This window comes from Nocardia sp. KT25-26 (assembly GCF_056627695.1).
The window spans coordinates 5,172,602-5,192,935 of the sequence record NZ_CM152813.1; the positions used below are offsets into that span (position 1 = coordinate 5,172,602).

The following is a 20,334-nucleotide window of genomic DNA, read 5'->3' on the forward strand; positions in this document are numbered from 1 at the left end:
CAGTGCACCTATTCCGGCCGCACGGTCAGGATACGGGGCCCGTCCTCGGTCACCGCGACGCTGTGCTCCCAGTGCGCTGCCCGGGAACCGTCGGTGGTCACCACGGTCCAGTCGTCTTCCAGGGTTTCGGTCTCGGTGGTGCCCAGGGTGAGCATCGGCTCGATGGCCAGTACCGAGCCGACGACCAGCTTCGGGCCCTTTCCGGGCGCGCCCTCGTTGGGCAGGAAGGGGTCCATATGCATCTCGCGGCCGATGGCGTGGCCACCGTAGCCGTCGACGATGCCGTAGTTGCGCCCGTGCTTCCGGGCAGCGGCGTAGGTGCCGAGTTCGATGGCGTGCGAAACATCGGTCAGCCGGTTGCCGGGGAGCATGGCGGCGATACCGGCCTCCATGGCGAGCCGGGTCGCCTCGCTGAGCTGCCGATCGGCCTCGCCGAGCTCGCCGACGCCGAAGGTCCAGGCCGAATCGCCGTGCCAGCCGTCGAGGATCGCACCGCAATCGATGGACACCAGATCGCCTTCGGCGAGCACCTCGTCAGCGGTCGGGATGCCGTGCACCACCCGGTCGTTCACCGAGGCACAGATCGAACCCGGGAACCCGTGGTAGCCCTTGAACGACGGCACCGCACCGGCATCCCGGATGGTCTGCTCGGCGATATCGTCCAGCTCCAGCGTCGAAACACCGGGCTTCGCCGCGTCGCGCACGGCGACCAGGGTACGGCCGACGATCGCGCCCGCCGCCGCCATGGCGTCGAGCTCGCCGGCCGTCCGGAACGGTACGACCTTCTTCTTCCGGCCGAAGACCACTACTTGCCCAGTGCCTTCATCGCCCGGGAGTTGACCTCTTCGACCTCGCCGACACCGTCGACGGTGACGACCAGGCCGTCGTAGTACTCGAGCAGCGGCTCGGTCTCCGCGCGGTAGACCTCGAGCCGGTTCGCGATGACCGCTTCGGTGTCGTCGCCGCGGCCGCGAGCCAGCATCCGCTCCTTGACCATCTCCTCGGGCACCACGAAGCACAGCACCGCGTCCAGCGCGGTACCGGAGTCCGCGAGGATCTTCTTCAGCGCATCGGCCTGGTCGACGGTGCGCGGGTAGCCGTCGAGCACGAAGCCGTTGGCAGCATCGGGCTCGGCCACCCGGGCCTGCACCATCCGGTTGGTCACATCGCTGGGCACCAGGTCACCGGCGTCCATGTACTTCTGCGCCTCCCGGCCCAGCGGGGTCTGCTGGCCGATGTTCGCACGGAAGAGGTCTCCGGTGGAGATGTGCGGAACGCCCAGCTTCTCCGACAGCAGGACGGCCTGGGTGCCTTTGCCGGCACCCGGCGGACCGAGCAGAACAACTCTCACTTCAGAAACCCTTCGTAACTTTGATTATTCAGCTGGCTCTTGATCTTCTCGACGGTATCGAGGCCGACGCTGACCATGATGAGCACCGCGGTGCCGCCGAACGGCAGGTTCTGTGCGGCGCCCGAATTGCCCATGTCCAGGAACACGTTCGGCAGGACGGCCACCAAACCGAGATAGATCGAGCCGGGCAGGGTGATGCGGCTCAACACGTAGCTCAGGTAGTCCGCGGTCGGCTTGCCGGGACGCAGGTTCATGACCACGCCGCCGAACTGCTTCAACTCCTGTGCGCGCTCCTCCGGGTTGAAGGTGATCGCGACGTAGAAGTAGGTGAAGAACACGATCAGCGCGAAGTAGATCCCGATGTAGATCGGGTTGCTGGGGTTCACCAGATACTTCTGGATGATCTCCTGCCACCAGCTGGGATCGGGATTGTTCGTCGACGAAGTGAGCTGCGCGATCAGGTTCGGCAGGTACAGCAGCGACGACGCGAAGATCACCGGGATGACGCCGGCCTGGTTGACCTTCAACGGGATATAGGTGGCGGAGCCGCCGTAACTCTTGCGGCCGACCACCCGGCGGTTGTAACGCACAGGGATCCGGCGCTGACCGCGTTCGACGAAGACCACTGCGGTGACGATCGCCAGCGCCGCGACACACACGATCGCGAACACCATGCCACCCCGGTTCTCCAGGATCATCCCGCCCTCGGACGGAATGCGGGAGGCGATACCCGCGAAGATCAGCAGCGACATGCCGTTGCCGATGCCGCGTTCGGTGATCTGCTCACCGAACCACATGACCAGGGCGGCACCCGCGGTCATGACGAGCACGATGATGATCATGCCGAAGATGCTGGTATCGGCGAGAATGTCCTGCGGACAGCCCTGCAGGAGCTGGCCGCGGGCCGCGAGGGCGACGAGACCGGTCGACTGCAGCAGGGCCAGCGCGATCGACAGATAACGCGTGTACTGCGTCATCTTGGTCTGACCGGCCTGGCCTTCTTTTCGCAGCTCTTCGAAGCGCGGAATAACGACGGTGAGCAGCTGGATGATGATGCTCGCGGTGATGTACGGCATGATGCCGATCGCGAACACCGACAGCTGCAGTAGTGCACCGCCGGAGAACAGGTTGATCAGCTGGTAGATACCGGCGTTCTCACCGCCGGATACCAGTTCGACGCACTCCTGCACGGCCTGGTAGTCGACTCCCGGCGAGGGCAGGCTGGCACCGAGCCGGTACAGGGCCACGAGCCCCAGCGTGAAGAGAATCTTCCGCCGCAAGTCCGGTGTCCGGAAGGCCGATACGAAGGCGGAAAGCACAGATCCTCCAGGCGTTCGACATGGTCATGCCATGGATAGTTCAGCGAAGCCCCAGGCGGTGGACGCCGATCCCCATGACGGTCTTGGCAGACAACAATTGAACTCTAACAGTGGCACCGGACGAGCGTTCGACTCGTCCGGTGCCATCTGTCACAGAGTACCGTCAGCCGAGTTCGGTAACGGTGCCACCGGCGGCGGTGATCTTCTCCTTGGCGGAGCCGGTCACCTTGTCGACGGTCACCTGGACCGCGACGCCGATCTCACCGTCGCCGAGCACCTTCACCAGCTGGTTCTTGCGCACGGCACCGGCGGCGACGAGCTCGTCCTTGCCGATCTCGCCACCCTGCGGGAACAGCTCGGCGATCCGCCCCACGTTCACGACCTGGTATTCGGTCTTGAACTGGTTCTTGAAGCCCTTGAGCTTCGGCAGGCGCATCTGCAGCGGCATCTGGCCGCCCTCGAAGTTCGCCGGCACATTCTTGCGAGCCTTGGTGCCCTTGGTACCGCGGCCCGCGGTCTTGCCCTTGGAGCCCTCACCGCGACCCACGCGGGTCTTCTCGGTCTTGGAGCCCGGGGCCGGACGCAGGTGATGCAACTTGATGGTCATGTCAGACCTCCTCAACGGTTACGAGGTGGCGCACGACCTGGATCAGCCCACGGTTCTGGGCATTGTCCTCCCGCACCACCGACTTGCGGATGCCCCGCAGGCCGAGAGTGCGCAGGCTGTCCCGCTGATTCTGCTTGGCGCCGATCGTGCTCTTGATCTGGGTCACCTTGAGATCTGCCATGTCAGGCTCCCTGTCCTGCGCGTGCGCGCAGCATGCCGGCCGGGGCCACGTCCTCGATCGGCAGGCCACGGCGGGCCGCGACCTCTTCCGGACGCTGCAGCTGCTTGAGGGCCGCGACCGTCGCGTGCACGACGTTGATCGCGTTGTCGCTACCGAGCGACTTGGCCAGGATGTCGTGGATGCCCGCGCACTCCAGCACAGCACGAGCCGCACCACCGGCGATCACACCGGTACCGGGCGAGGCCGGACGCAGCATGACCACACCGGCCGCCTCCTCACCCTGAACCGGGTGGGTGATGGTGGAGCCGATCATCGGGACGCGGAAGAAGCCCTTACGAGCCTCCTCGACACCCTTCTGGATGGCCGCGGGAACTTCCTTGGCCTTGCCGTAACCGACGCCGACCAGGCCGTTGCCGTCGCCCACGATCACCAGGGCGGTGAAGCTGAAGCGCCGACCACCCTTGACGACCTTGGAGACACGGTTGATCGCGACGACGCGCTCGAGCTGGTTCTTCTCGGCCGCGTTGTCCCGGCGGTCACCGCCACCACGGCGGTCGCCGCCGCCCCGACGGTTGTCGTTGCTGTTCTGTCCGGCGGGACCGTTTCCGCCGTCACGCCGCTGACGTCCCGGCATCAGACGTTCCTTCCGTTCGCATTCTTGATCATCAGAACTTCAACCCGCCTTCACGAGCGGCATCGGCCAGCGCCGCGATCCGGCCGTGGTAGTCGTGACCACCCCGGTCGAACACGACGGCCTCGATACCGGCGGCCTTGGCACGCTCGGCGATCAGCTGACCGACCTTGACACCCTTGGCGGTCTTGTCGCCGTCGAGGGCCCGCACATCGGCCTCGATCGAGGACGCGGCGGCAATGGTCTTGCCGACCGAGTCGTCGACGAGCTGCGCGTGCAGGTGCCGCGAGGAGCGGTTGACCACCAGGCGCGGACGCTCGGCGGTGCCGGCGACCTTCTTGCGCAGGCGGAAGTGCCGACGAGTCTTCGACAGGCGACGCTTCGTGGAGGCATCCTTGCCCAGCGGAATACGCTTGGACTTCTGGTTTTCGGTTTGCGCCATGATCACTTACCCGTCTTTCCGACCTTGCGGCGAACGACTTCGCCCTCGTACCGGATGCCCTTGCCCTTATACGGGTCGGGCTTGCGCAGTCCGTGGATCACAGCGGAGATCTGACCGACCTTCTGCTTGTCGATACCGGACACGGTGAACTTCGTGGGGCCCTCGACCTTGAAGGTGATGCCCTCGGGCGCCTCGATCGGCACCGGGTGGCTGTAGCCGAGGGAGAACTCCAGGTTGGAGCCCTTGGCCTGGACGCGGTAGCCGACGCCGAAGATTTCCATCTTCTTCTCGTAGCCCTTGGTCACGCCCTCGACCATGTTGGAGATCAGGGTGCGGCTCAGGCCGTGCAGCGCACGGCTCTTGCGCTCGTCGTCGGGACGGACGACCTCGATCTCGCCGTTCTCCGCCTTGGCGACGGTGATCGGCTCGGCGACGGTGTGCTCCAGGGTGCCCTTCGGCCCCTTCACGGTGACGTGCTGACCATCGATGGTCACCTCGACACCGGACGGCACGGCGACCGGCTTCTTACCAATACGCGACATTAGTCTTCGGCCTCCCTTACCAGACGTAGGCGAGGACTTCGCCGCCCACGCCGGCTTGTTTCGCCTGACGGTCGGTGAGCAGGCCGGTCGACGTGGAGATGACCGCCACGCCGAGGCCGCCGAGGACCTTGGGCAGGTTGGTGGACTTCGCGTACACCCGCAGACCCGGCTTGGACACGCGCCGCAGACCCTGCAGGCTGCGCTCCCGGTTGGGGCCGTACTTGAGGTCGACGACCAGGTTCTTGCCCACGGTCGCGTCCTCGGTGCGGTAATCGGCGATGTAGCCCTCGCGCTTGAGGATCTCGGCGATGTTCGCCTTGAGCTTCGAGTGCGGAGCCGTCACCTGATCGTGGTACGCCGAGTTGGCGTTGCGCAGACGAGTCAAGAAGTCTGCGATCGGATCAGTCATGGTCATGGTTAGACCTCGACACCTTTCTCGCTGCGGTTCCCATGCAGCACCGGGCGCGCCCGGCCGTGGGCCTACAGCAATTCGGCTGGTCCGGCCGGCAGTTACCGACCGGATGAGAACTCGTGCGAGTACTCGGCACCCGGGCCGTCCCGAACGCCGCGCCGTGGCGGCGACGGACACAGATGTGCCCAGGCAACCGCCCAAGTGTAGGCAATGCCGTGGTCGGGGGCCAAATCGGGGTCCGGGGCCGACTCCCCCGGCGACCGTCAGGCCGTGCCGCGCACCCGCTCCAGCCCGTCGAGGATCAGCTCGAGTCCGGCGTCGAACTCGTCACTGTAGGAGTACCCCGGACGCAGGGCGTAGCCGAGCATCTCGACCATGTAGGGGTACCGATCGGCGTCGATATCGATGCCCGAGGCCACCGCTTCCAGACCGGTGGCATCAGCGAACGGCAGGTTGGCCTCCTGCTGGACGAAACCGTAGATATAGCTGTCCAGCACCGAGAAGGCGCGGGCGGCCGCGGGCAGCGTGAAGCCGTCGGTGCGCAGCGTGGCCAGCACCCATTCGTGGTGCCGGAGGGTGGCCGGGCCGGGCTGGGCCCGCGAATCCATCAGGGTGATCGCCCACGGATGCGCCCGCAGGACTGCCCGCAACGAGACCGCCCGCTGCCGCATCGCGGCCCGCCAGCCCTGCGCCGCGGCCGGCGTCTCGATCTCACCGAATACCGCGTCGACCATCCCGTCGAGCAGATCACCCTTGTTCGCCACATGGTGATAGAGCGACATCGCCTCGATCCCCAGCCGTTCGGCCAGCGCTCGCATGGTGAGCGCCCCGACGCCCCGTTCATCGGCGAGCTCGACCCCGGCCGAGACCACTCGCGCCCTGGTCAGCGGCGCCCGTACCGCCGCCTTGCGCTGCTCCATTCCCATTTCCTCCACTCTTCCGCTGCGGGTACCTTACCCGGTAAGGTACCCTTACGACGTAAGGGCGACACAGCGCCCGGTCACCGGTGAAAGGAACGGGTCCATGAATTCCGAAGCTCGCGAACCCCAGCAGCGGCCGAAGATCTGCATCGTCGGCGCCTCCGGCAAGCTCGGCCGGTACCTGGTGCGGATCGCACTCGACCTCGGTTACGACGTGGTCGGCGTATGCCGGGAACGCAGCGTCGGCAAGCTCGACGATTTCGCCGACCGGATCACGATCGTGCCCGGCCACACCAACGACCGGGACGTCATCCGCACCGCCGTCGCCGGCTGCGAAGGCGTGCTCACCGTGCTCGCCCCGTGGGGTGTGCAGCAGTACTCCTCCGGAACAGCCCAGGCGGTACTCGACTACGCCCCACCCGGCGCCCGGCTGATCTTCTCCTGCGGCTGGCACATCAGCATGGACGGCAAAGACGTCTACTCCCGCCGCTTCCTGGCCACCGTCAAACTGGTCACCTGGGCCGCCAAACTGATCCGGGCAGTGGAGATCGACGACCAGGTCGAAGCCTGCCGCCGCATCTTCGCCAGCGACACCGCCTGGACGGTAGTCCGCGGCAGCGACCTGGAAGAAGGCGAGAGTGAAGGCCTCCCCATCTGGCGCCCCCACGTCGGCGACCCCGCCCTCGCCTCCAACCGCACCCGCCGCATCGACTTCGCGCTGTTCATGATCGCCGCCCTGCGGGACGATTCGCTGATCCACCAGGCGCCGGCGATTGTCGGGCGGAAGACCGAATCGGCGCTGGCGCATGAGGGTGCAGGCCTTGACGAATCCGCAGGACAACGCCGCAATTGAGCTACGATTGCCACATGTCGTGCCCCGACCTCGACCATCCCGCGGACCTCCCGGAATACCTGACCTGGGAGGAGCTCGAACAGCTGCCGGAGGACGTCGCCGCCCGCATCGAGCTATGGGAGGGGCGCGTCGTCTGGTTGCGCCGGGGCCCGGCGGAGCATCAGGATGCCACTCTCGCTCTGACCAACGCCTTGAAGCGCTGCGCTCGGGAAGCGGGCATTCAGGACCCCGAACAGTGCTGGCGGGTAAGTTTCGAGACCAATGTCTTCTTCGGAGCCGAAGGCAAGTCCGACTTCGTCACCCCGGACTTCGTCGCATACCGCTGCCTCGATCGCCCCTATCAGGACATCCGAGCCGCCGATACAGTACTGGTGGGCGAGGTCCTGTCCCCCTCGAACTCCGATGCCGAGATGGAACTGAAGAAGGCCCGCTACGCCCGCGCCGGCATCCCCTGGTACTGGGAGGTCATACTGGCCGCACACCGCAGCGAAATCGCCCACGTCCTCGTCTACGGTCTCGTCCCCGACGGACCGCCCGCTCCCGGTGTCACCCTCTTGCAGCGCGCCAACTACGCCCTCGCCGGCATCTGGTCACCAAAGGACTCGACCGCCATCACCATCGACCGTCCCTTCCCGATCACCATTCCCTGGTCCGAGTTGGAGTTCTGAACATGTCCGAAGATTCGGGCGGACCGATGGCGGCCACAATCGAGGTGCCGGCACGGACACGAGACCGGCTGCGCCAGTTGGCTGCTGCCGAGGGACTCACCCTGGCACAGGCGATCGAGAAACTGCTGGACGAGCACGCGGCCCGACCCGTGCCAACCTTCGGCGGATTCCATGGCGGCAAGCCGATGGCAGCCGACGAGATCGACCGTGAGCTTGCTGGCGGCTTCGGCAAGTGGTGACAATTTCGTCGTCGATCCAAGCGCCATACGCATATCGCCCCTGCTGCACTACGACGCGGATCGACCTTCTGACACCCTGAGACACAGACTCACCCACCTCTGAGCATCGAAACACTGCAGTACACAACATCTTCCACCTGCCGTCGGCTACACGGCCAGCTAGGCTGGCCGGGTACCGACCAAGGAGAGGCGGGGCATGGATATCGAATTGGGGAACGCCATCGAGGCGCTTCGACACCAGCTACTGGAGGCTGCCGAACAAGGCGGCGAACGGGATCTGCGGTTCGAGGTGGGACCGATCGAGTTGTCGTTCGAGGTGGAGCTCCGGAAGGACGCCTCCGCGAAGTTCGGGTTCAAGGCATGGGTGGTATCGGGTGAGGCAGGCGCCGGTGCAGCCCACACGAATCGGCAGCGCGTGACGGTCACCTTGAACCCACAACAGGCCGACGGCGCCCGGGTTATGGTGGGAAGCGATCGGGGGGATACCGGCCCCGGCGACGTTTCAGGACACATCGGTCGCTGACTGCGCCCCGCGGTTCAGCGGGGAGGGGCGTCATGCACTCGGACCAGGTATTCGGCGTCGAGGGCAGCGGTTCCGGCTCGGGATATCTGATCACCCCTCGGCTGGTGCTGACCTCCGCACACATCGTCGGACCGGCCACAGACACCGTCAAGGTTTTCCGACCGGGCAAGCCGGACAAATACTCGGGCACCGTGATCTGGTGCGGTGCCCCGGGTGGTCGTGCCGACGCCGCGCTGATCGAACTGGCCGATCCGGCCTGGCTTCCGCCGGCCGCCCTCCCGTCGGCACGGTGGGGCCGGACGGTGACCTACGAACCGGGAATCGAGTGCCGCACTTGGGGTCTGCCGGATTTCGCGCAGTCAGCGGGAACTCCCCTGGAGACGGAACAACCGAACGGCCGCATCAACCCGGGCAGCGGGTTCGTGGGCGACCGCTACATCATGCAACTCGACGGCCACCCGCCGCTCGCCCGCGGCGGCTCCCCTTGGCAAGGCATGTCCGGCGCCGCGGTATTCGCCGGCGACCTCCTGATCGGTGTCGTAGCCGCCGATCCCACCAATCGCGACCATGCTGCACTGGACATCGTGCCAGCCTATGTTCTGTTCGCCCAGCAAGACTTTTGCTCAGCGATCAACAAACACTGTGGTCCCGGCTCCATGCACCTCGAACCCATCGAACTCCAGAGCCTGGATGATCACCGAGCTCCCCGTCACGCAACGAACCTTCCGGCAACGCCTTCGACGCTGCTGACCGCGCGCCGGGCAATCGTCCCCTTCCAGCCCGGCCGTGAGGAGGTTCTTGCGGATCTGCACGAATGGTCAGATCAAGATTCCCTCGGCACCTGGCTGATCCACGGCCCGGGTGGGCAGGGGAAGACCCGACTGGCCCACCACTTCGGCGAACAGCTGACTGCAGAGAACTGGGTGGTCCTATGGCTGGACTCCGACGCATCCGTCGAAAGCCTGTATCCGCTGCGAAATGTCACCGCGAACCTGTTGGTCGTAGTCGACTACGCCGAGGGCCGAACCGCGCAGGTGGCCGCACTGTTCGAAACACTTGCGACGCAACGGCCCGGCCACCGCGCAAAGGTGTTGCTGCTGGCCAGAACTGCCGGCGAGTGGTGGGAAAAGGTTTCCGAACATGGTGGCCTGGCAGCCGGAGTAGCGGCGACAGCGCGGTTCACCGACCTGCCGCCGCTAGAGCCGACGACCGACGCCCGCGCGGAAACCTATCGCGCAGCCGTAATGGCGTACGCGGACGCACTCGCGCGCCTGCCCGACGCCGACGAACTGGATTGGGAGCGAACCGCCGTAGACGTCATCGCGACATTTACGTCCGCATACGACAACACGCCGACAACGCTGACCGTTCACATGACTGCGCTGACCGACCTGCTCGACAGAACCGAATCAGGGGCGACCACCGGATCAGCGCAACAGGCAAGCCCCGAGGACCGCGTGCTCGGCCACGAGAAATACTACTGGGCCAAAACCGCAACCACCCACGGGATTACCCATCTGGGGTCCGCGGTCCTCGAAGACACTGTCGCCGCCACAGCGGTCGTCGCTCCCGCGACCCTCGCCGACCTCGACCGAACCCTCCAGCGCATCCCCGACCTGTCCGACCAGCCCAACCTCACCCGAGGAAAAGTCCGGAACTGGCTGATGCACCTGTACCCGGGCCACGCCCCCGGCACCTTCGGCGGCCTCGCACCGGACCGAGTGGCCGAGCAGCTCGTCGGCCGCCGCATGCTCGACTACAAACGGCCATGCATAGTCGAAACGCTGGCGAATACACCCGAGACACCGGAGGAGATTCAGCATCTCGTCACCGTCTGCACCCGCGCGGTCAATCACTCTTCTCTCACCGACGCCGGTGCACGACTCACCCAATGGTGCGTCAAACACGTCGATACCGTCCTCCCAGCCGCGATCCAGGTCGCCACCCAGGTCGAATCACCGACCCCGTTACTGAGCACGCTCCACGAGATCGCCAGAGATCAAAGCACTCCGACCACGGTACTGATAACAGCAGTTCGGAATTTCCCCGACCGGAGCACGGCCCTGCTAGGTGTCACGGTCAGCTTCGACCACGAACTCACCCGACGTGTCCGCGCCATCGCCGATACCGACCACAGCTTTCTCCCCCACCTCGCACACCGTCTCAATGATCTCGCCATCTCCCTCGGCGACGTCGGCCGTCACGAGGAAGCCCTCACCACAATCACCGAAGCCGTCAACATCTGGCGACCACTCGCCGAACACGACCCCACCATCCACCTCCCGAACCTGGCAATGGGCCTGCTAACCCTGGCAAACCACCTCGGCGACGTCGGCCGTCGCGAGGAAGCCCTCACCACAATCACCGAAGCCGTCAACATCTGGCGACCACTCGCCGAACACGACCCCACCATCCACCTCCCCGATCTCGCCGGTGGCTTCGTCAACCTAGCCAGTCACCTCGGCGACGCCGGCCGCTACGAAGAAACGATCGACGCCGTCGCAAAAGCCGTCGACATCTGGCGACCACTCGCGGAACAAGACCCCACCACTCACCTCCCGAACCTGGCACTGGGCCTGCACAACCTCGCAAAAGCCCTCAGCGAGGTCGGCCACGACAACGACGCCCTGGTGGCAATCACCTCAGCCATCGACATCCGACGACAACTCGCCGAAGAAGTACCCGACACCCACCTCCCGGACCTGGCAAAGAGCCTGCACAACCTGGCGAGCCACCTGGGCGCCGTCACGCGCTACGACGAAGCTGTCACAACCGTCACGGAAGCCGTACAGATCCGGCTGGAACTCGCCGAGACGCAACCCGGTATCCATCTCACCCACCTCGCAGCCAGCCTGCTCAATCTCGCCCTCTACCTCGAGGCCGTCGCTGTTCTCGGCACCCTCGGCGACAGTGAAGCTCTGGCCGTTCTCACCGAATCCGTTCGAGCCCTGCGCAGTCTCACCCGACAACACCCTGGTATGTACGGGCCCGACTTCAGCGACCGCATCCGCGAGCTCGCCGGCGAGCTTCACGACCTCGCCGGCCTTCTCGATGTCCTCGGCCGCCGCGAGGAAGCTCTCGCCACAATCACCGAAGCCGTCGACATCTGGCGACAACTCACCGAACATGACGCCGATCCCCACCTCCCCGATCTCGCCGGCAGCCTTACCAACCTGACGATCTACCTCGGCAAACTCGGCCAGGGCGACGAGGCGCTGAGCACCATCACCGAAGCTGCCCGGATCCGACAAGACCTCGCCGAACGAGCCCTCGACACCCACCTCCCCAACCTCGCCAACACCCTCGCCATCCTCGCTATCTTCCTCTCCGAGTTCGGCCCCAACGAGGACGCCCTGACCGCCCTCATCAAAGCCGCTCATACCCCTCTCATCAGGCAATACCCAGACACCGACGACTCGGAGTCCGCCGGCAGCCTCCACGACCTGGCCGGCGAACTCCACAATCTTGCCGCCACATTCGATGACCTCGGCCGCGACGCGGAAGCTGTCACCATTATCACCGCAGCGGTCCACGTGCGGCGACTACTCACCGACCAAGACGCCGACGCCCACAGCCCCGGTCTGGCCGACAGCCTGCACGATCTTGCCTTCTACCTAGGCAAGATCGGCCGCGACCATGAAGCCCTCAACGCGCTCACCGAAGCCGTGCAGACCTACCGCGCTCTCGCCCGGAAACACCCCGACACCCACCGCCCAGCCTTAGCCGGAAGCCTCCACAACCTCGCCGTCTACCTCGATGTCCTCGAGCACCCTGAGAAAGCTCTGAAAGCGGTCACCGAGGCGGTACGCAACTTCGAGATACTCGCCGAAGAGTCGCCGACGGATTACCTCCCTCAGCTGGAACTAGCACAGATTGTGCTCGAGGAAATTCGTCGGCCGGAATAGCCAGGCGAATCTCGGACCCCTGCGTCGTCGGCACTTGCGTAGTCGTCGATCGACTCCACCGCGCGCTCGAAGTCGTGGTCCGAACCGATACACCCGGCCCACTTCCGGGATAGGTCATTCAGTCGACCCCCATTGTTCGCCGGAGCCGGCAGCAACCGGGCAACACCGACGCCGTTCCGGGTGATCAGAAACGCCTCCCCCGCCTCGACCTCGGCGAGCACGTCCGGAAACGCCCGCGCCACCTCCGGAGCGCTGATCTCTTTCATTCCTTCAGCTTGCCGGAGTCGGTGATCGGGAAGTCTCCACCGGCCCCGGTCACTTCCGATCCATCTCGGTAGCCAAGGCCGCGGCGAGGAGGCGGGCCAGGGCCGGAGTGTCCTGGGCATCGAGCATGGAGATGTAGTTGGAACGGTGTGCCACCTGGATGATGGCCGGAAACCCGAAGCGGCGGATGGTCTGGAAGGCGATGAGTGCTCGGCCGGTGCGGCCGTTGCCGTCGGAGAACGGATGGATCCGCTCGAACGCAATGTGCGCGCCTGCGATTGCTTCCAGCAGCGGCTCGTTGTCCAGATTCGCCGTCTGCCACTCGGCCTGATCTATCCACTGACGCATCATTTCGTGCACCCGTTCCGGCGGGGTGGGGAGCCAGGATGCACCGGTGACGATATTGCTCGAGGTCTTGAACCGCCCCGGATCGTGGGTGAGGTGGTCCATCAATGCAGCGTGCAGCTCCATCACCAGGTCCACCGACAGCGGTTCGTCCGCGGCGACTGCCTGCAGGATACGAGCCAAACCCTGGTAGTGGTTGGCGACTTCGTATAGCTCCCGCAGTGGCGTGCCCGCGGCAGGGGTCCGTTCGTCCACAAGTAGTGTGATGGTGTCGGCGAGCGTCAGCGTATTGCCCTCGATGCCGGCGGAGTGATGCGCCAACCGCACCAGCACATCTTCGGCGTACTCGGGGGTGAGCACACCGGTGCGGGCGATATCGGCCAGGAAGTCTTGGCGCCGCCAGGTCACCGGCGGGTCCGATGGGCATTGATGATGTCCATGAGTTCGGGCAGGTCGGCGTCTTCATACTTGCTGACCGCGCGAGCTTCCAGAACTCCGGAGCGGACCGTCACTTCGACCGTGTCCCCCGGCGTAACGCCCAGGGATCGCAGCTCGGCCGGGCTGATCGTGATGCCCGCCGAACTGCCAATAGTGACAACCTTCTTCCGCATACGAACATGGTACTCCGCATACGAATATGCGGGGGCGTGCTCCCGCACGGTCGACAGGGACGGAACACCCCACTCGGAGGGCCCCGGACTCGGAACCATACGTCGCCGTCGAGACAGGTGAGGGTACACGCCCGGGAGCCGGCCGCGGTGGGCCATATCGCGCAGGCAGACGCGGCACAGGCCGAACTTGCGGTAGACCGCGTGCGGCCGACCGCAGCGCTGGCAGCGGGTGTAGGCGCGGACCGCGAACTCAAGCTTGCGGTCGATAGACAACTGAGGGTACGGACTCGGTCGAGTCCGTACCCTCACTTCATCTGCAGTTGTCGCGTCCGGGACGCGTGCGCTCCATCAGGAGCGCCGACTCACCAGGAGCTCTTGTGCACGCCCGGGAGCTGGCCGCGGTGGGCCATATCGCGCAGGCAGACGCGGCACAGGCCGAACTTGCGGTAGACCGCGTGCGGCCGACCGCAGCGCTGGCAGCGGGTGTAGGCGCGGACCGCGAACTTGGGCTTGCGGTTGGCCTTGTTGATCAGAGCCTTCTTCGCCATTGCTCAGTTCTCCTTGAACGGGAAGCCGAGGTGCTTGAGCAGGGCACGGCCTTCTTCGTTGTTGGTCGCAGTGGTCACTACGGTGATGTCCATACCGCGCGGGCGGTCGATCTTGTCCACATCGATCTCGTGGAACATCGACTGCTCGCTCAGGCCGAACGTGTAGTTACCGTTGCCGTCGAACTGCTTCGGCGACAGGCCGCGGAAGTCGCGGATACGCGGCAGGGCGATGGAGACCAGCCGGTCCAGGAACTCCCACATACGGTCACCGCGCAGGGTGACCTTGGCACCGATCGGCATGCCCTCACGCAGCTTGAACTGCGCGATGGACTTGGTGGCCTTGCGGATCTGCGGCTTCTGGCCGGTGATCAGGGCCAGATCCTCGACGGCGCCGTTGATGAGCTTGGCGTCGCGGGCGGCGTCACCGACACCCATGTTCACGACGACCTTCACCACGCCGGGGATCTGCATGACGTTGGCGTACTCGAACTCCGAGTTCAGCGCGTCCTTGATCTCGTCGCGGTAGCGCTGCTTCAGCCGGGGCTGCACCTTCTCTGTGGTGGTCATATCAGATGTCCTTCCCGTTCTTACGGGAGATGCGAACCCGCTTGCCGGTCTCTTCGTCGGTCCGGTACCCGATACGGGTCGGGTTGCCGTCGGAATCGACGACCATCACGTTCGAGACGTGGATGGGGGCTTCCTGGGTCACGATGCCGCCCGAGGAAGCGCCACGCTGGGTGGCGGAGTTCGCGACGTGCTTCTTGATCCGGTTCACGCCCTCGACGAGCACGCGGTTCTGCTTCGGGTAGGCCTGGATGACCTTGCCCTTGGCACCCTTGTCCTTGCCCGCGACGACGAGCACGGTGTCACCCTTGTGCACCTTCATGTCAGAGCACCTCCGGGGCCAGCGAGACGATCTTCATGAACTTCTTGTCCCGCAGCTCACGGCCGACCGGGCCGAAGATACGAGTGCCGCGCGGATCGTTGTCCGCCTTGATGAGCACGGCGGCGTTCTCGTCGAACTTGATGTAGGAACCGTCCGGACGGCGGCGCTCCTTGGCGGTGCGCACGATCACGGCCTTGACGACGTCGCCCTTCTTGACGTTCGCGCCCGGGATGGCGTCCTTCACGGTGGCGACGATGGTGTCGCCGATACCGGCATAGCGACGCGACGAGCCACCGAGCACGCGGATGCAAAGGATTTCCTTCGCACCCGTGTTGTCGGCGACGCGCAGTCGCGACTCCTGCTGAATCACTTCAGCTCCTCCTTGACCTGGATGTATACGCACGCCGGATTGCCGACCCGACGGGCATGGTCAGTCGCCCTCCGGACGCGCGCCTGCCGGTGGACTGAGGCGACCACCGGGGGTTCACTGCCGAATTGCGGACGCCAGGCGCCGCAGGCAACCGGTTCAGTGTATGGGAACGGCCTGGTCGAACCCAAATCGGGGCCCGGGTAGTCGGCGCAGGGGCGCCGTCAGACCCGGGCGAACTGGGTGTCCAGGGTCCACGGTCCCTCGCCGGACAGTTCCAGGCGCTGGGTGTGATGCTGGTCCACCGTACTCCGGTGCGCGACGCTGACCAGGATCGTTTCCGGCACCTCGGTGCGCACCAGGTGGTATAGGGAGTACTCCAGCCCCTCGTCTACCGCGCTGGTGGCCTCGTCGAGGAACACCAGTTTCGGGCGGATCATCAGGATCCGGGCGAACGCGATGCGCTGCTGTTCACCGGGCGAGAGGATCGCCGCCCAGTCCGCTTCCTCGTCGAGCCGGTCCGCGAGGTGCGCCAGATGCACCTTGGTGAGTGTCTCGCGCAGGGTCGCGTCGTCGATACTGCCCGGTTCGGCCGGGTAGGAGATGGCGGTACGCAGATCGCCGAGCGGCAGGTACGGGATCTGGGAGAGGAAGAGGGTGTCGTTGCCCTCCGGGCGGCGCACCTCGCCGGCGCCGTAGGGCCACATCTGGGCGAGGGTGCGCAGCAGCGTGGTCTTACCGCTGCCGGACGGACCCTTCACCACCAGCGCCTCACCGGGCGTGAGCCGCAGGGTCAAGGTGTCGATCAGGACGTCGTCGGCGGGCGTCCGCACGTCGATGTCCGCCAATTCGAGCGAGTCGGGCAGCTCGGCGAGGGCGATCTTGGGCAGATCGCGGGAGTCGTCGCTGGCGACGATCAGGCCGTCGATTCGGATGAGCGAAGCCCGGTAGGCCGCGAAGTCGTCGTAGGCCTCGCGGAAGAACGACAGCGAATCGTGGATCTCACTGAAAGCCCGCGACGTCTGGGTCAGTTCACCGAGGGTGACGGCACCGGAGAAGAATCGGGGCGCCTGGATTATGAACGGGAACACCACTGCGGTCTGGTTGACCGACAGGTTCCAGCCGCTGAACTTCAACGTCTGGAACACGATCGCCCAGTAGGTCTGCAACACGGTGGCGAACCGCGACAGCAACCCCCGCCGCTCGACACCCTCGCCCTGATAGAAGGCGATCTTCTCGGCGCTGTCGCGGACCCGGACCAGGGCGTAACGGAAGTTTGCGGTGGCCCGCTCGTACAGGAAGTTCATCCGGATCAGCGGGTGCCCGATCCAGAAGGCGATGATCGTCGTGATCAGCACGTAGACCAGCACCAGGAACATCATCGCGCGCGGGATCTCGAACCCGAGCACGGTCATCGGCCCGGACAGCTCCCACAGGATCTGTGTGAACGACACCACGGTGACGACGGACGATACGGCGCCCAGTGCCAGCGTGCGGGACTGCTGCACGAAGATGGTGATATCGGCCTGGATTCGCTGGTCCGGGTTGTCGATCGTGTTGTCGATGAACCGGGCCCGGTAGTAGGCGCGATCGCGCATCCAGTCGACGGTCACGTGCTCGGTGACCCACCGCCGCCAGCGAATGTCGAATGCCTGGCTGACGTAGTAGAGGACCAGGGCCCGGACCACGTGGATCACCGCCAGGACGCCGAACAACTTCATGGCAGCCCAGAACGCCGCCTTGCCCGCCTCCAACAGCGCGGAATCACCGGCAGCCAAGGCCGACCCGGCCGTCTGCAGGGCGTCGTACATATCGACGCCTTGATAGGAGAACAGCACGGCCATCCGGACGCCGAATACCGTCAGGAACAGCAGTACCGCGACGAAGGCCAGCGTCTGCATCCGCTGCGGCCCGGTGAAGAATCCGGCGCTGATCCGCCAGAACTGCCGCCCCCACTCGGTGTACTTGAGCAACAGTGCCACGACGACGGTGAATACGACCGCGGTGATCGAGAAGGCGATCACCAGCCACTTCACCGTCTCGAAGAACTCATTTCCCCAGTCCCTTGACGTCTCCAACCGAGTTCCCATCCCGCGAGTCCTGAAAGTCGGGGAAGTCTAACCCGGTGCGGAGTTTCACACCGGGTGATACGGGCCGCTACCTATGCGACCACCTACCGCATACATTAGGTTTGCCTGACCTATGCTGACACAGGTGAGCTCCGGGGAGACGCCCCGAGGCCAGGAGGTGCGCGAGATGAAATCGGTCAGGAAGACGCCGGTCGGAAGGACTCGGACGTGGTCGCGGGCGGCGATCGCCGCGGTGGCGGGGGCGCTCGCGATCGGGGTGGCCGGGTGCAGCTCCGGCGTGGAAGATGCCACGGGCCCGGGGGGCGAACCGATCACCATCACCCACGCGCGGGGCGAGACCACGATCGAGGGCACCCCGGAGCGGATCGTCGCACTGGGCAATCAATGGCTCGACTCCACCCTTGCCCTGGACGTGACCCCGGTCGGCTACATCGACAATGTGGCCGCGCTGTCCGGGTCGACGCCGCCGTGGGAACCGGAGTCGCTGACGTCGGCCGAGGCCCTCGATCACGGCGGCGACATCGTCGAGCAGGTCGCGGCCCTGGAGCCCGATCTGATCCTCGCCGATCCGTTCATCGCCGACGAGCAGACCTACGACAAGCTGTCCAAGGTCGCCCCGACGCTGCCGGCGCTCACCGACGAAGCGGTGACGCCGTGGCGGGAGCAGGTGCGCACCCTCGGTGAGGTGCTGGGCACCCCGGAGGCCGCCGACGAGGTGATCGCCGACGTGGACGGCAAGATCGACGCCCTCGCCGCGGAATACCCGGGCCTGCAGGGCAAGACCTTCGCGAGTACCTGGCTGGTGAGCCCCGCGCAGCTGGTGGTGCTGACCGATCCGGCGGACGGTTCGTCGGAGACCTTCACCCGGCTCGGGATGAGCATCCCGCAGAACCTGGTGGATGCACCGGCCGATCAGGGCCGGCTGATGCTGTCGACCGAACGTCTCGACGAACTCGGCGCCGACCTGCTGATCGCCGGCTATTCGCCGGGCATGGACGAGCAGTACCGGCAGCTGCCCGGCTACGACGACCTGCCGGCCGTACAGCAGGATTCGGTGATCTTCTTCGACACCACCGAGATCGGCGCCGTCAACCAGCCGACCGCGTTGTCGCAGCCCTACATCCTGGACAAGCTGCGCCCGGCCCTGGCCGCTGCTGCCCAGTGAGCGCGAGGACCGCAGCCTTGCCCGTCACCCTTCGCTATTCCCTGCGCACCGGCATCACCTGCGTCATCGTGCCCGGTGGGGCCGTACTGCTGGATCCTCCGGACAACCAGAAGCTGACCGGCCTCGGTCCGGCCGAATCGCAGGCGCTGAAATCCCTCAACCAGGGCGCGATGACGGTGTCCGCCGACGACACCGGCCCGGCGGCCGCGCTGCTGGGCCGCCTCGCCGCGTCCGGCCGGCTCACGGTCACGGTGCTGCACCGGGATCGCGAGCTGTACACGGTGGCACCGTTCACCCGGCCCCGGACCGAATCGAACTCGGCCCCTCAGCCCAGCGCAGGCCCCGAAACTCAGGGGCTCGCCGGTGAGAGCTCCGGGCCGGGCAGCGCGCAACTGTCCAAATTCAGCATCCTGCATCGCGATTCGGACGGTTTCGTGCTGGAACACCCGCTGGGCTGGTGTGATCTGCGGATCCACGACGCACAGGTGCTGGCGTGCCTCGGTGGTGACGATGCAGGTCTGCCCGCCGAGGTACGGGAGCGCTTGCTTGCCGACCTGCGGCACGGCGGGTTCACGGCAGACGCCGCATCGGAAGAGCAGCAGTTCGGCCCACGCAGCTGGAACGCGGCCGACCTGTGGTTCCACCGGCGCAGCACACTGGGGCCGCGCACCAGCAGCTGGGAGAATTTCGGTCCGACCAAATGGGCGAAGGGACAATTCCCGCAGCCGCCCGCCCGCAAGCCCGGCTATCCGGGAGCTCCGGTACCGCTCACCGCCCCGGATCTGGCGGTGTTGCGCGCCGAGGACCCGCCGTTGAGCGTGGTGCTCGAGGACCGGGTCTCCACCCGCGCCTTCGACGACGCCCGGCCGATCACTCGCGAGCAGCTGGGCGAACTGCTGTACCGGACGGCGCGCACGCGCGGACAACGCCCGGCAGACGAGGGTGAGGAACTGCTCTCGCGCCCCTACCCGTCCGGTGGCAGTGTGTACGAGCTCGAGGTGTATCCGGTGGTGCGCAATGTCGCCGGCCTGAAACCGGGCATGTACCACTACGACTCGTTCGAACATGTGCTGCGCCCGGTGGCCGATGCGGCCGCCCCCGCCGTGTCCCGCCTGGTCAAGTCGACCTCGGCGACCCTCGCCGACGGCGCCGAACCGCAGGTGCTGCTGGTCCTGGCCGCCCGGTCCGGCCGGGTGCTGTGGACCTACGAACAGGTCGGCTACTCGGCGATGCTCAAACACGTCGGAGTGCTGATGCAGACGGTCTACCTCGCGGCGACCGCGATGGGCCTGGGTGCCTGCGCCCAGGGCTTCGGCGACACCGAAGCGTTCGTCACCGCGGCCGGCGTGGACGAACTCGAGGAATGCAGCGTCGGCAGCATCATCATCGGCTCCCCCGCCCCGGCGCCCTGAGCCGGTTCCGGGGCCGGTCCGGCCACCGCCGGATCCGGCCCCGGAATCGGATT

General features: G+C 66.0%; 24 protein-coding genes and 1 pseudogene. 7 read left to right on the forward strand and 18 right to left on the reverse strand.

Annotated features, from left to right (window positions below; translation table 11 throughout):
- Window positions 1–8 precede the first annotated feature (8 nt).
- From map to AC1HFH_RS23515, 10 genes are all read right to left on the reverse strand, one after another.
- Entirely contained in the window at window positions 9–806 is a 798-nt protein-coding gene (gene map / locus AC1HFH_RS23470) for a type I methionyl aminopeptidase (protein WP_480244951.1), read from the reverse strand.
- Entirely contained in the window at window positions 806–1,351 is a 546-nt protein-coding gene (locus tag AC1HFH_RS23475; protein WP_480244952.1) for an adenylate kinase, read from the reverse strand. Before AC1HFH_RS23475 ends, map begins: the two co-directional genes overlap by 1 nt.
- Complete coding sequence (secY, locus tag AC1HFH_RS23480; protein WP_480244953.1) at window positions 1,348–2,670, reverse strand: preprotein translocase subunit SecY; 1,323 nt, start codon at window positions 2,668–2,670, stop codon at window positions 1,348–1,350. Before secY ends, AC1HFH_RS23475 begins: the two co-directional genes overlap by 4 nt.
- A gap of 163 nt (window positions 2,671–2,833) precedes the next feature.
- Window positions 2,834–3,277: a 50S ribosomal protein L15 gene (gene rplO, locus AC1HFH_RS23485; protein ID WP_480244954.1), complete on the reverse strand. Its 444-nt coding sequence runs from the start codon at window positions 3,275–3,277 to the stop codon at window positions 2,834–2,836.
- 1 nt (window position 3,278) lies between these two features.
- Window positions 3,279–3,458: a 50S ribosomal protein L30 gene (gene rpmD / locus AC1HFH_RS23490; RefSeq protein ID WP_480244955.1), complete on the reverse strand. Its 180-nt coding sequence runs from the start codon at window positions 3,456–3,458 to the stop codon at window positions 3,279–3,281.
- 1 nt (window position 3,459) lies between these two features.
- Window positions 3,460–4,092, reverse strand: a complete 633-nt coding sequence (rpsE, locus tag AC1HFH_RS23495; protein WP_480244956.1) for a 30S ribosomal protein S5 — start codon at window positions 4,090–4,092, stop codon at window positions 3,460–3,462.
- Window positions 4,093–4,123: 31 nt separating this feature from the next.
- Window positions 4,124–4,531, reverse strand: a complete 408-nt coding sequence (gene rplR, locus AC1HFH_RS23500; RefSeq protein WP_480244957.1) for a 50S ribosomal protein L18 — start codon at window positions 4,529–4,531, stop codon at window positions 4,124–4,126.
- A gap of 2 nt (window positions 4,532–4,533) precedes the next feature.
- On the reverse strand, window positions 4,534–5,073 hold the full coding sequence (gene rplF / locus AC1HFH_RS23505; protein WP_480244958.1) for a 50S ribosomal protein L6: 540 nt from the start codon (window positions 5,071–5,073) through the stop codon (window positions 4,534–4,536).
- A 16-nt stretch (window positions 5,074–5,089) separates the two neighbouring features.
- The gene (gene rpsH / locus AC1HFH_RS23510; protein ID WP_480244959.1) at window positions 5,090–5,488 is read right to left on the reverse strand and encodes a 30S ribosomal protein S8; all 399 of its coding nucleotides are present in this window, start codon (window positions 5,486–5,488) and stop codon (window positions 5,090–5,092) included.
- 260 nt (window positions 5,489–5,748) lie between these two features.
- On the reverse strand, window positions 5,749–6,405 hold the full coding sequence (locus tag AC1HFH_RS23515; RefSeq protein ID WP_480244960.1) for a TetR/AcrR family transcriptional regulator: 657 nt from the start codon (window positions 6,403–6,405) through the stop codon (window positions 5,749–5,751).
- A 103-nt stretch (window positions 6,406–6,508) separates the two neighbouring features.
- On the opposite strand from AC1HFH_RS23515, the gene AC1HFH_RS23520 reads away from it, so the two are divergent.
- The 5 genes from AC1HFH_RS23520 (at window position 6,509) to AC1HFH_RS23540 (ending at window position 12,593) form a co-directional block, all read left to right on the forward strand.
- Entirely contained in the window at window positions 6,509–7,258 is a 750-nt protein-coding gene (locus tag AC1HFH_RS23520) for an NAD(P)-dependent oxidoreductase (RefSeq protein WP_480244961.1), read from the forward strand.
- Between the two features lie 14 nt (window positions 7,259–7,272).
- Entirely contained in the window at window positions 7,273–7,926 is a 654-nt protein-coding gene (locus AC1HFH_RS23525; RefSeq protein ID WP_480244962.1) for a Uma2 family endonuclease, read from the forward strand.
- Between the two features lie 2 nt (window positions 7,927–7,928).
- Complete coding sequence (locus AC1HFH_RS23530; RefSeq protein ID WP_480244963.1) at window positions 7,929–8,165, forward strand: hypothetical protein; 237 nt, start codon at window positions 7,929–7,931, stop codon at window positions 8,163–8,165.
- Between the two features lie 196 nt (window positions 8,166–8,361).
- Window positions 8,362–8,688, forward strand: a complete 327-nt coding sequence (locus tag AC1HFH_RS23535) for a trypco2 family protein (protein WP_480244964.1) — start codon at window positions 8,362–8,364, stop codon at window positions 8,686–8,688.
- A 32-nt stretch (window positions 8,689–8,720) separates the two neighbouring features.
- Window positions 8,721–12,593: a tetratricopeptide repeat protein gene (locus AC1HFH_RS23540; RefSeq protein ID WP_480244965.1), complete on the forward strand. Its 3,873-nt coding sequence runs from the start codon at window positions 8,721–8,723 to the stop codon at window positions 12,591–12,593.
- Between the two features lie 315 nt (window positions 12,594–12,908).
- Here the strand turns inward: AC1HFH_RS23540 and AC1HFH_RS23545 are convergent, their stop codons facing one another.
- From AC1HFH_RS23545 to AC1HFH_RS23580, 8 genes and pseudogenes are all read right to left on the reverse strand, one after another.
- Complete coding sequence (locus tag AC1HFH_RS23545; RefSeq protein ID WP_480244966.1) at window positions 12,909–13,610, reverse strand: Fic family protein; 702 nt, start codon at window positions 13,608–13,610, stop codon at window positions 12,909–12,911.
- Window positions 13,607–13,813, reverse strand: a complete 207-nt coding sequence (locus AC1HFH_RS23550; protein WP_480248024.1) for an AbrB/MazE/SpoVT family DNA-binding domain-containing protein — start codon at window positions 13,811–13,813, stop codon at window positions 13,607–13,609. The genes AC1HFH_RS23545 and AC1HFH_RS23550 overlap by 4 nt, the downstream gene beginning before the upstream one ends.
- 123 nt (window positions 13,814–13,936) lie before the next feature.
- Window positions 13,937–14,086: pseudogene (locus AC1HFH_RS23555) on the reverse strand (type Z 30S ribosomal protein S14); the annotation flags it as partial.
- Window positions 14,087–14,175: 89 nt separating this feature from the next.
- The gene (locus AC1HFH_RS23560; protein WP_480244967.1) at window positions 14,176–14,361 is read right to left on the reverse strand and encodes a type Z 30S ribosomal protein S14; all 186 of its coding nucleotides are present in this window, start codon (window positions 14,359–14,361) and stop codon (window positions 14,176–14,178) included.
- A 3-nt stretch (window positions 14,362–14,364) separates the two neighbouring features.
- A complete protein-coding gene (gene rplE / locus AC1HFH_RS23565; protein WP_480244968.1) occupies window positions 14,365–14,928 on the reverse strand; it encodes a 50S ribosomal protein L5 in 564 nt (187 codons plus the stop codon).
- A 1-nt stretch (window position 14,929) separates the two neighbouring features.
- Complete coding sequence (gene rplX / locus AC1HFH_RS23570) at window positions 14,930–15,247, reverse strand: 50S ribosomal protein L24 (RefSeq protein WP_480244969.1); 318 nt, start codon at window positions 15,245–15,247, stop codon at window positions 14,930–14,932.
- A gap of 1 nt (window position 15,248) precedes the next feature.
- Window positions 15,249–15,617 carry a 50S ribosomal protein L14 gene (gene rplN / locus AC1HFH_RS23575; protein WP_480244970.1) on the reverse strand — a complete coding sequence of 123 codons (369 nt, stop codon included), beginning with the start codon at window positions 15,615–15,617 and terminating at the stop codon, window positions 15,249–15,251.
- 221 nt (window positions 15,618–15,838) lie between these two features.
- Window positions 15,839–17,704 (reverse strand): ABC transporter ATP-binding protein/permease, encoded by a 1,866-nt coding sequence (locus tag AC1HFH_RS23580; RefSeq protein WP_480244971.1) that lies wholly within the window; start codon window positions 17,702–17,704, stop codon window positions 15,839–15,841.
- Between the two features lie 166 nt (window positions 17,705–17,870).
- Between AC1HFH_RS23580 and AC1HFH_RS23585 the strand changes: the two genes are divergently transcribed.
- Together AC1HFH_RS23585 and AC1HFH_RS23590 are read left to right on the forward strand one after the other, a co-directional pair.
- Window positions 17,871–18,869, forward strand: coding sequence for an ABC transporter substrate-binding protein (locus tag AC1HFH_RS23585; protein WP_480244972.1), 999 nt, complete (start codon window positions 17,871–17,873; stop codon window positions 18,867–18,869).
- Window positions 18,866–20,281, forward strand: a complete 1,416-nt coding sequence (locus tag AC1HFH_RS23590) for a SagB family peptide dehydrogenase (RefSeq protein ID WP_480244973.1) — start codon at window positions 18,866–18,868, stop codon at window positions 20,279–20,281. The genes AC1HFH_RS23585 and AC1HFH_RS23590 overlap by 4 nt, the downstream gene beginning before the upstream one ends.
- The last annotated feature ends 53 nt before the right edge of the window (window positions 20,282–20,334 follow it).

Coding starts and splice junctions, on each gene's coding strand:
- AC1HFH_RS23530 (WP_480244963.1), top strand. CDS start 7,929: ATGTCCGAAGATTCGGGCGGACCGATGGCGGCCACAATCGAGGTGCCG.
- rplO (WP_480244954.1), bottom strand. CDS start 3,277: ATGACCATCAAGTTGCATCACCTGCGTCCGGCCCCGGGCTCCAAGACC.
- rplX (WP_480244969.1), bottom strand. CDS start 15,247: ATGAAGGTGCACAAGGGTGACACCGTGCTCGTCGTCGCGGGCAAGGAC.
- AC1HFH_RS23520 (WP_480244961.1), top strand. CDS start 6,509: ATGAATTCCGAAGCTCGCGAACCCCAGCAGCGGCCGAAGATCTGCATC.
- AC1HFH_RS23560 (WP_480244967.1), bottom strand. CDS start 14,361: ATGGCGAAGAAGGCTCTGATCAACAAGGCCAACCGCAAGCCCAAGTTC.
- AC1HFH_RS23525 (WP_480244962.1), top strand. CDS start 7,273: ATGTCGTGCCCCGACCTCGACCATCCCGCGGACCTCCCGGAATACCTG.
- AC1HFH_RS23550 (WP_480248024.1), bottom strand. CDS start 13,813: ATGCGGAAGAAGGTTGTCACTATTGGCAGTTCGGCGGGCATCACGATC.
- rplE (WP_480244968.1), bottom strand. CDS start 14,928: ATGACCACCACAGAGAAGGTGCAGCCCCGGCTGAAGCAGCGCTACCGC.
- AC1HFH_RS23515 (WP_480244960.1), bottom strand. CDS start 6,405: ATGGAGCAGCGCAAGGCGGCGGTACGGGCGCCGCTGACCAGGGCGCGA.
- rplR (WP_480244957.1), bottom strand. CDS start 4,531: ATGGCGCAAACCGAAAACCAGAAGTCCAAGCGTATTCCGCTGGGCAAG.
- rpsH (WP_480244959.1), bottom strand. CDS start 5,488: ATGACCATGACTGATCCGATCGCAGACTTCTTGACTCGTCTGCGCAAC.
- rplF (WP_480244958.1), bottom strand. CDS start 5,073: ATGTCGCGTATTGGTAAGAAGCCGGTCGCCGTGCCGTCCGGTGTCGAG.
- AC1HFH_RS23580 (WP_480244971.1), bottom strand. CDS start 17,704: ATGGGAACTCGGTTGGAGACGTCAAGGGACTGGGGAAATGAGTTCTTC.
- AC1HFH_RS23540 (WP_480244965.1), top strand. CDS start 8,721: ATGCACTCGGACCAGGTATTCGGCGTCGAGGGCAGCGGTTCCGGCTCG.
- rpmD (WP_480244955.1), bottom strand. CDS start 3,458: ATGGCAGATCTCAAGGTGACCCAGATCAAGAGCACGATCGGCGCCAAG.
- AC1HFH_RS23535 (WP_480244964.1), top strand. CDS start 8,362: ATGGATATCGAATTGGGGAACGCCATCGAGGCGCTTCGACACCAGCTA.
- rpsE (WP_480244956.1), bottom strand. CDS start 4,092: ATGCCGGGACGTCAGCGGCGTGACGGCGGAAACGGTCCCGCCGGACAG.
- AC1HFH_RS23585 (WP_480244972.1), top strand. CDS start 17,871: ATGAAATCGGTCAGGAAGACGCCGGTCGGAAGGACTCGGACGTGGTCG.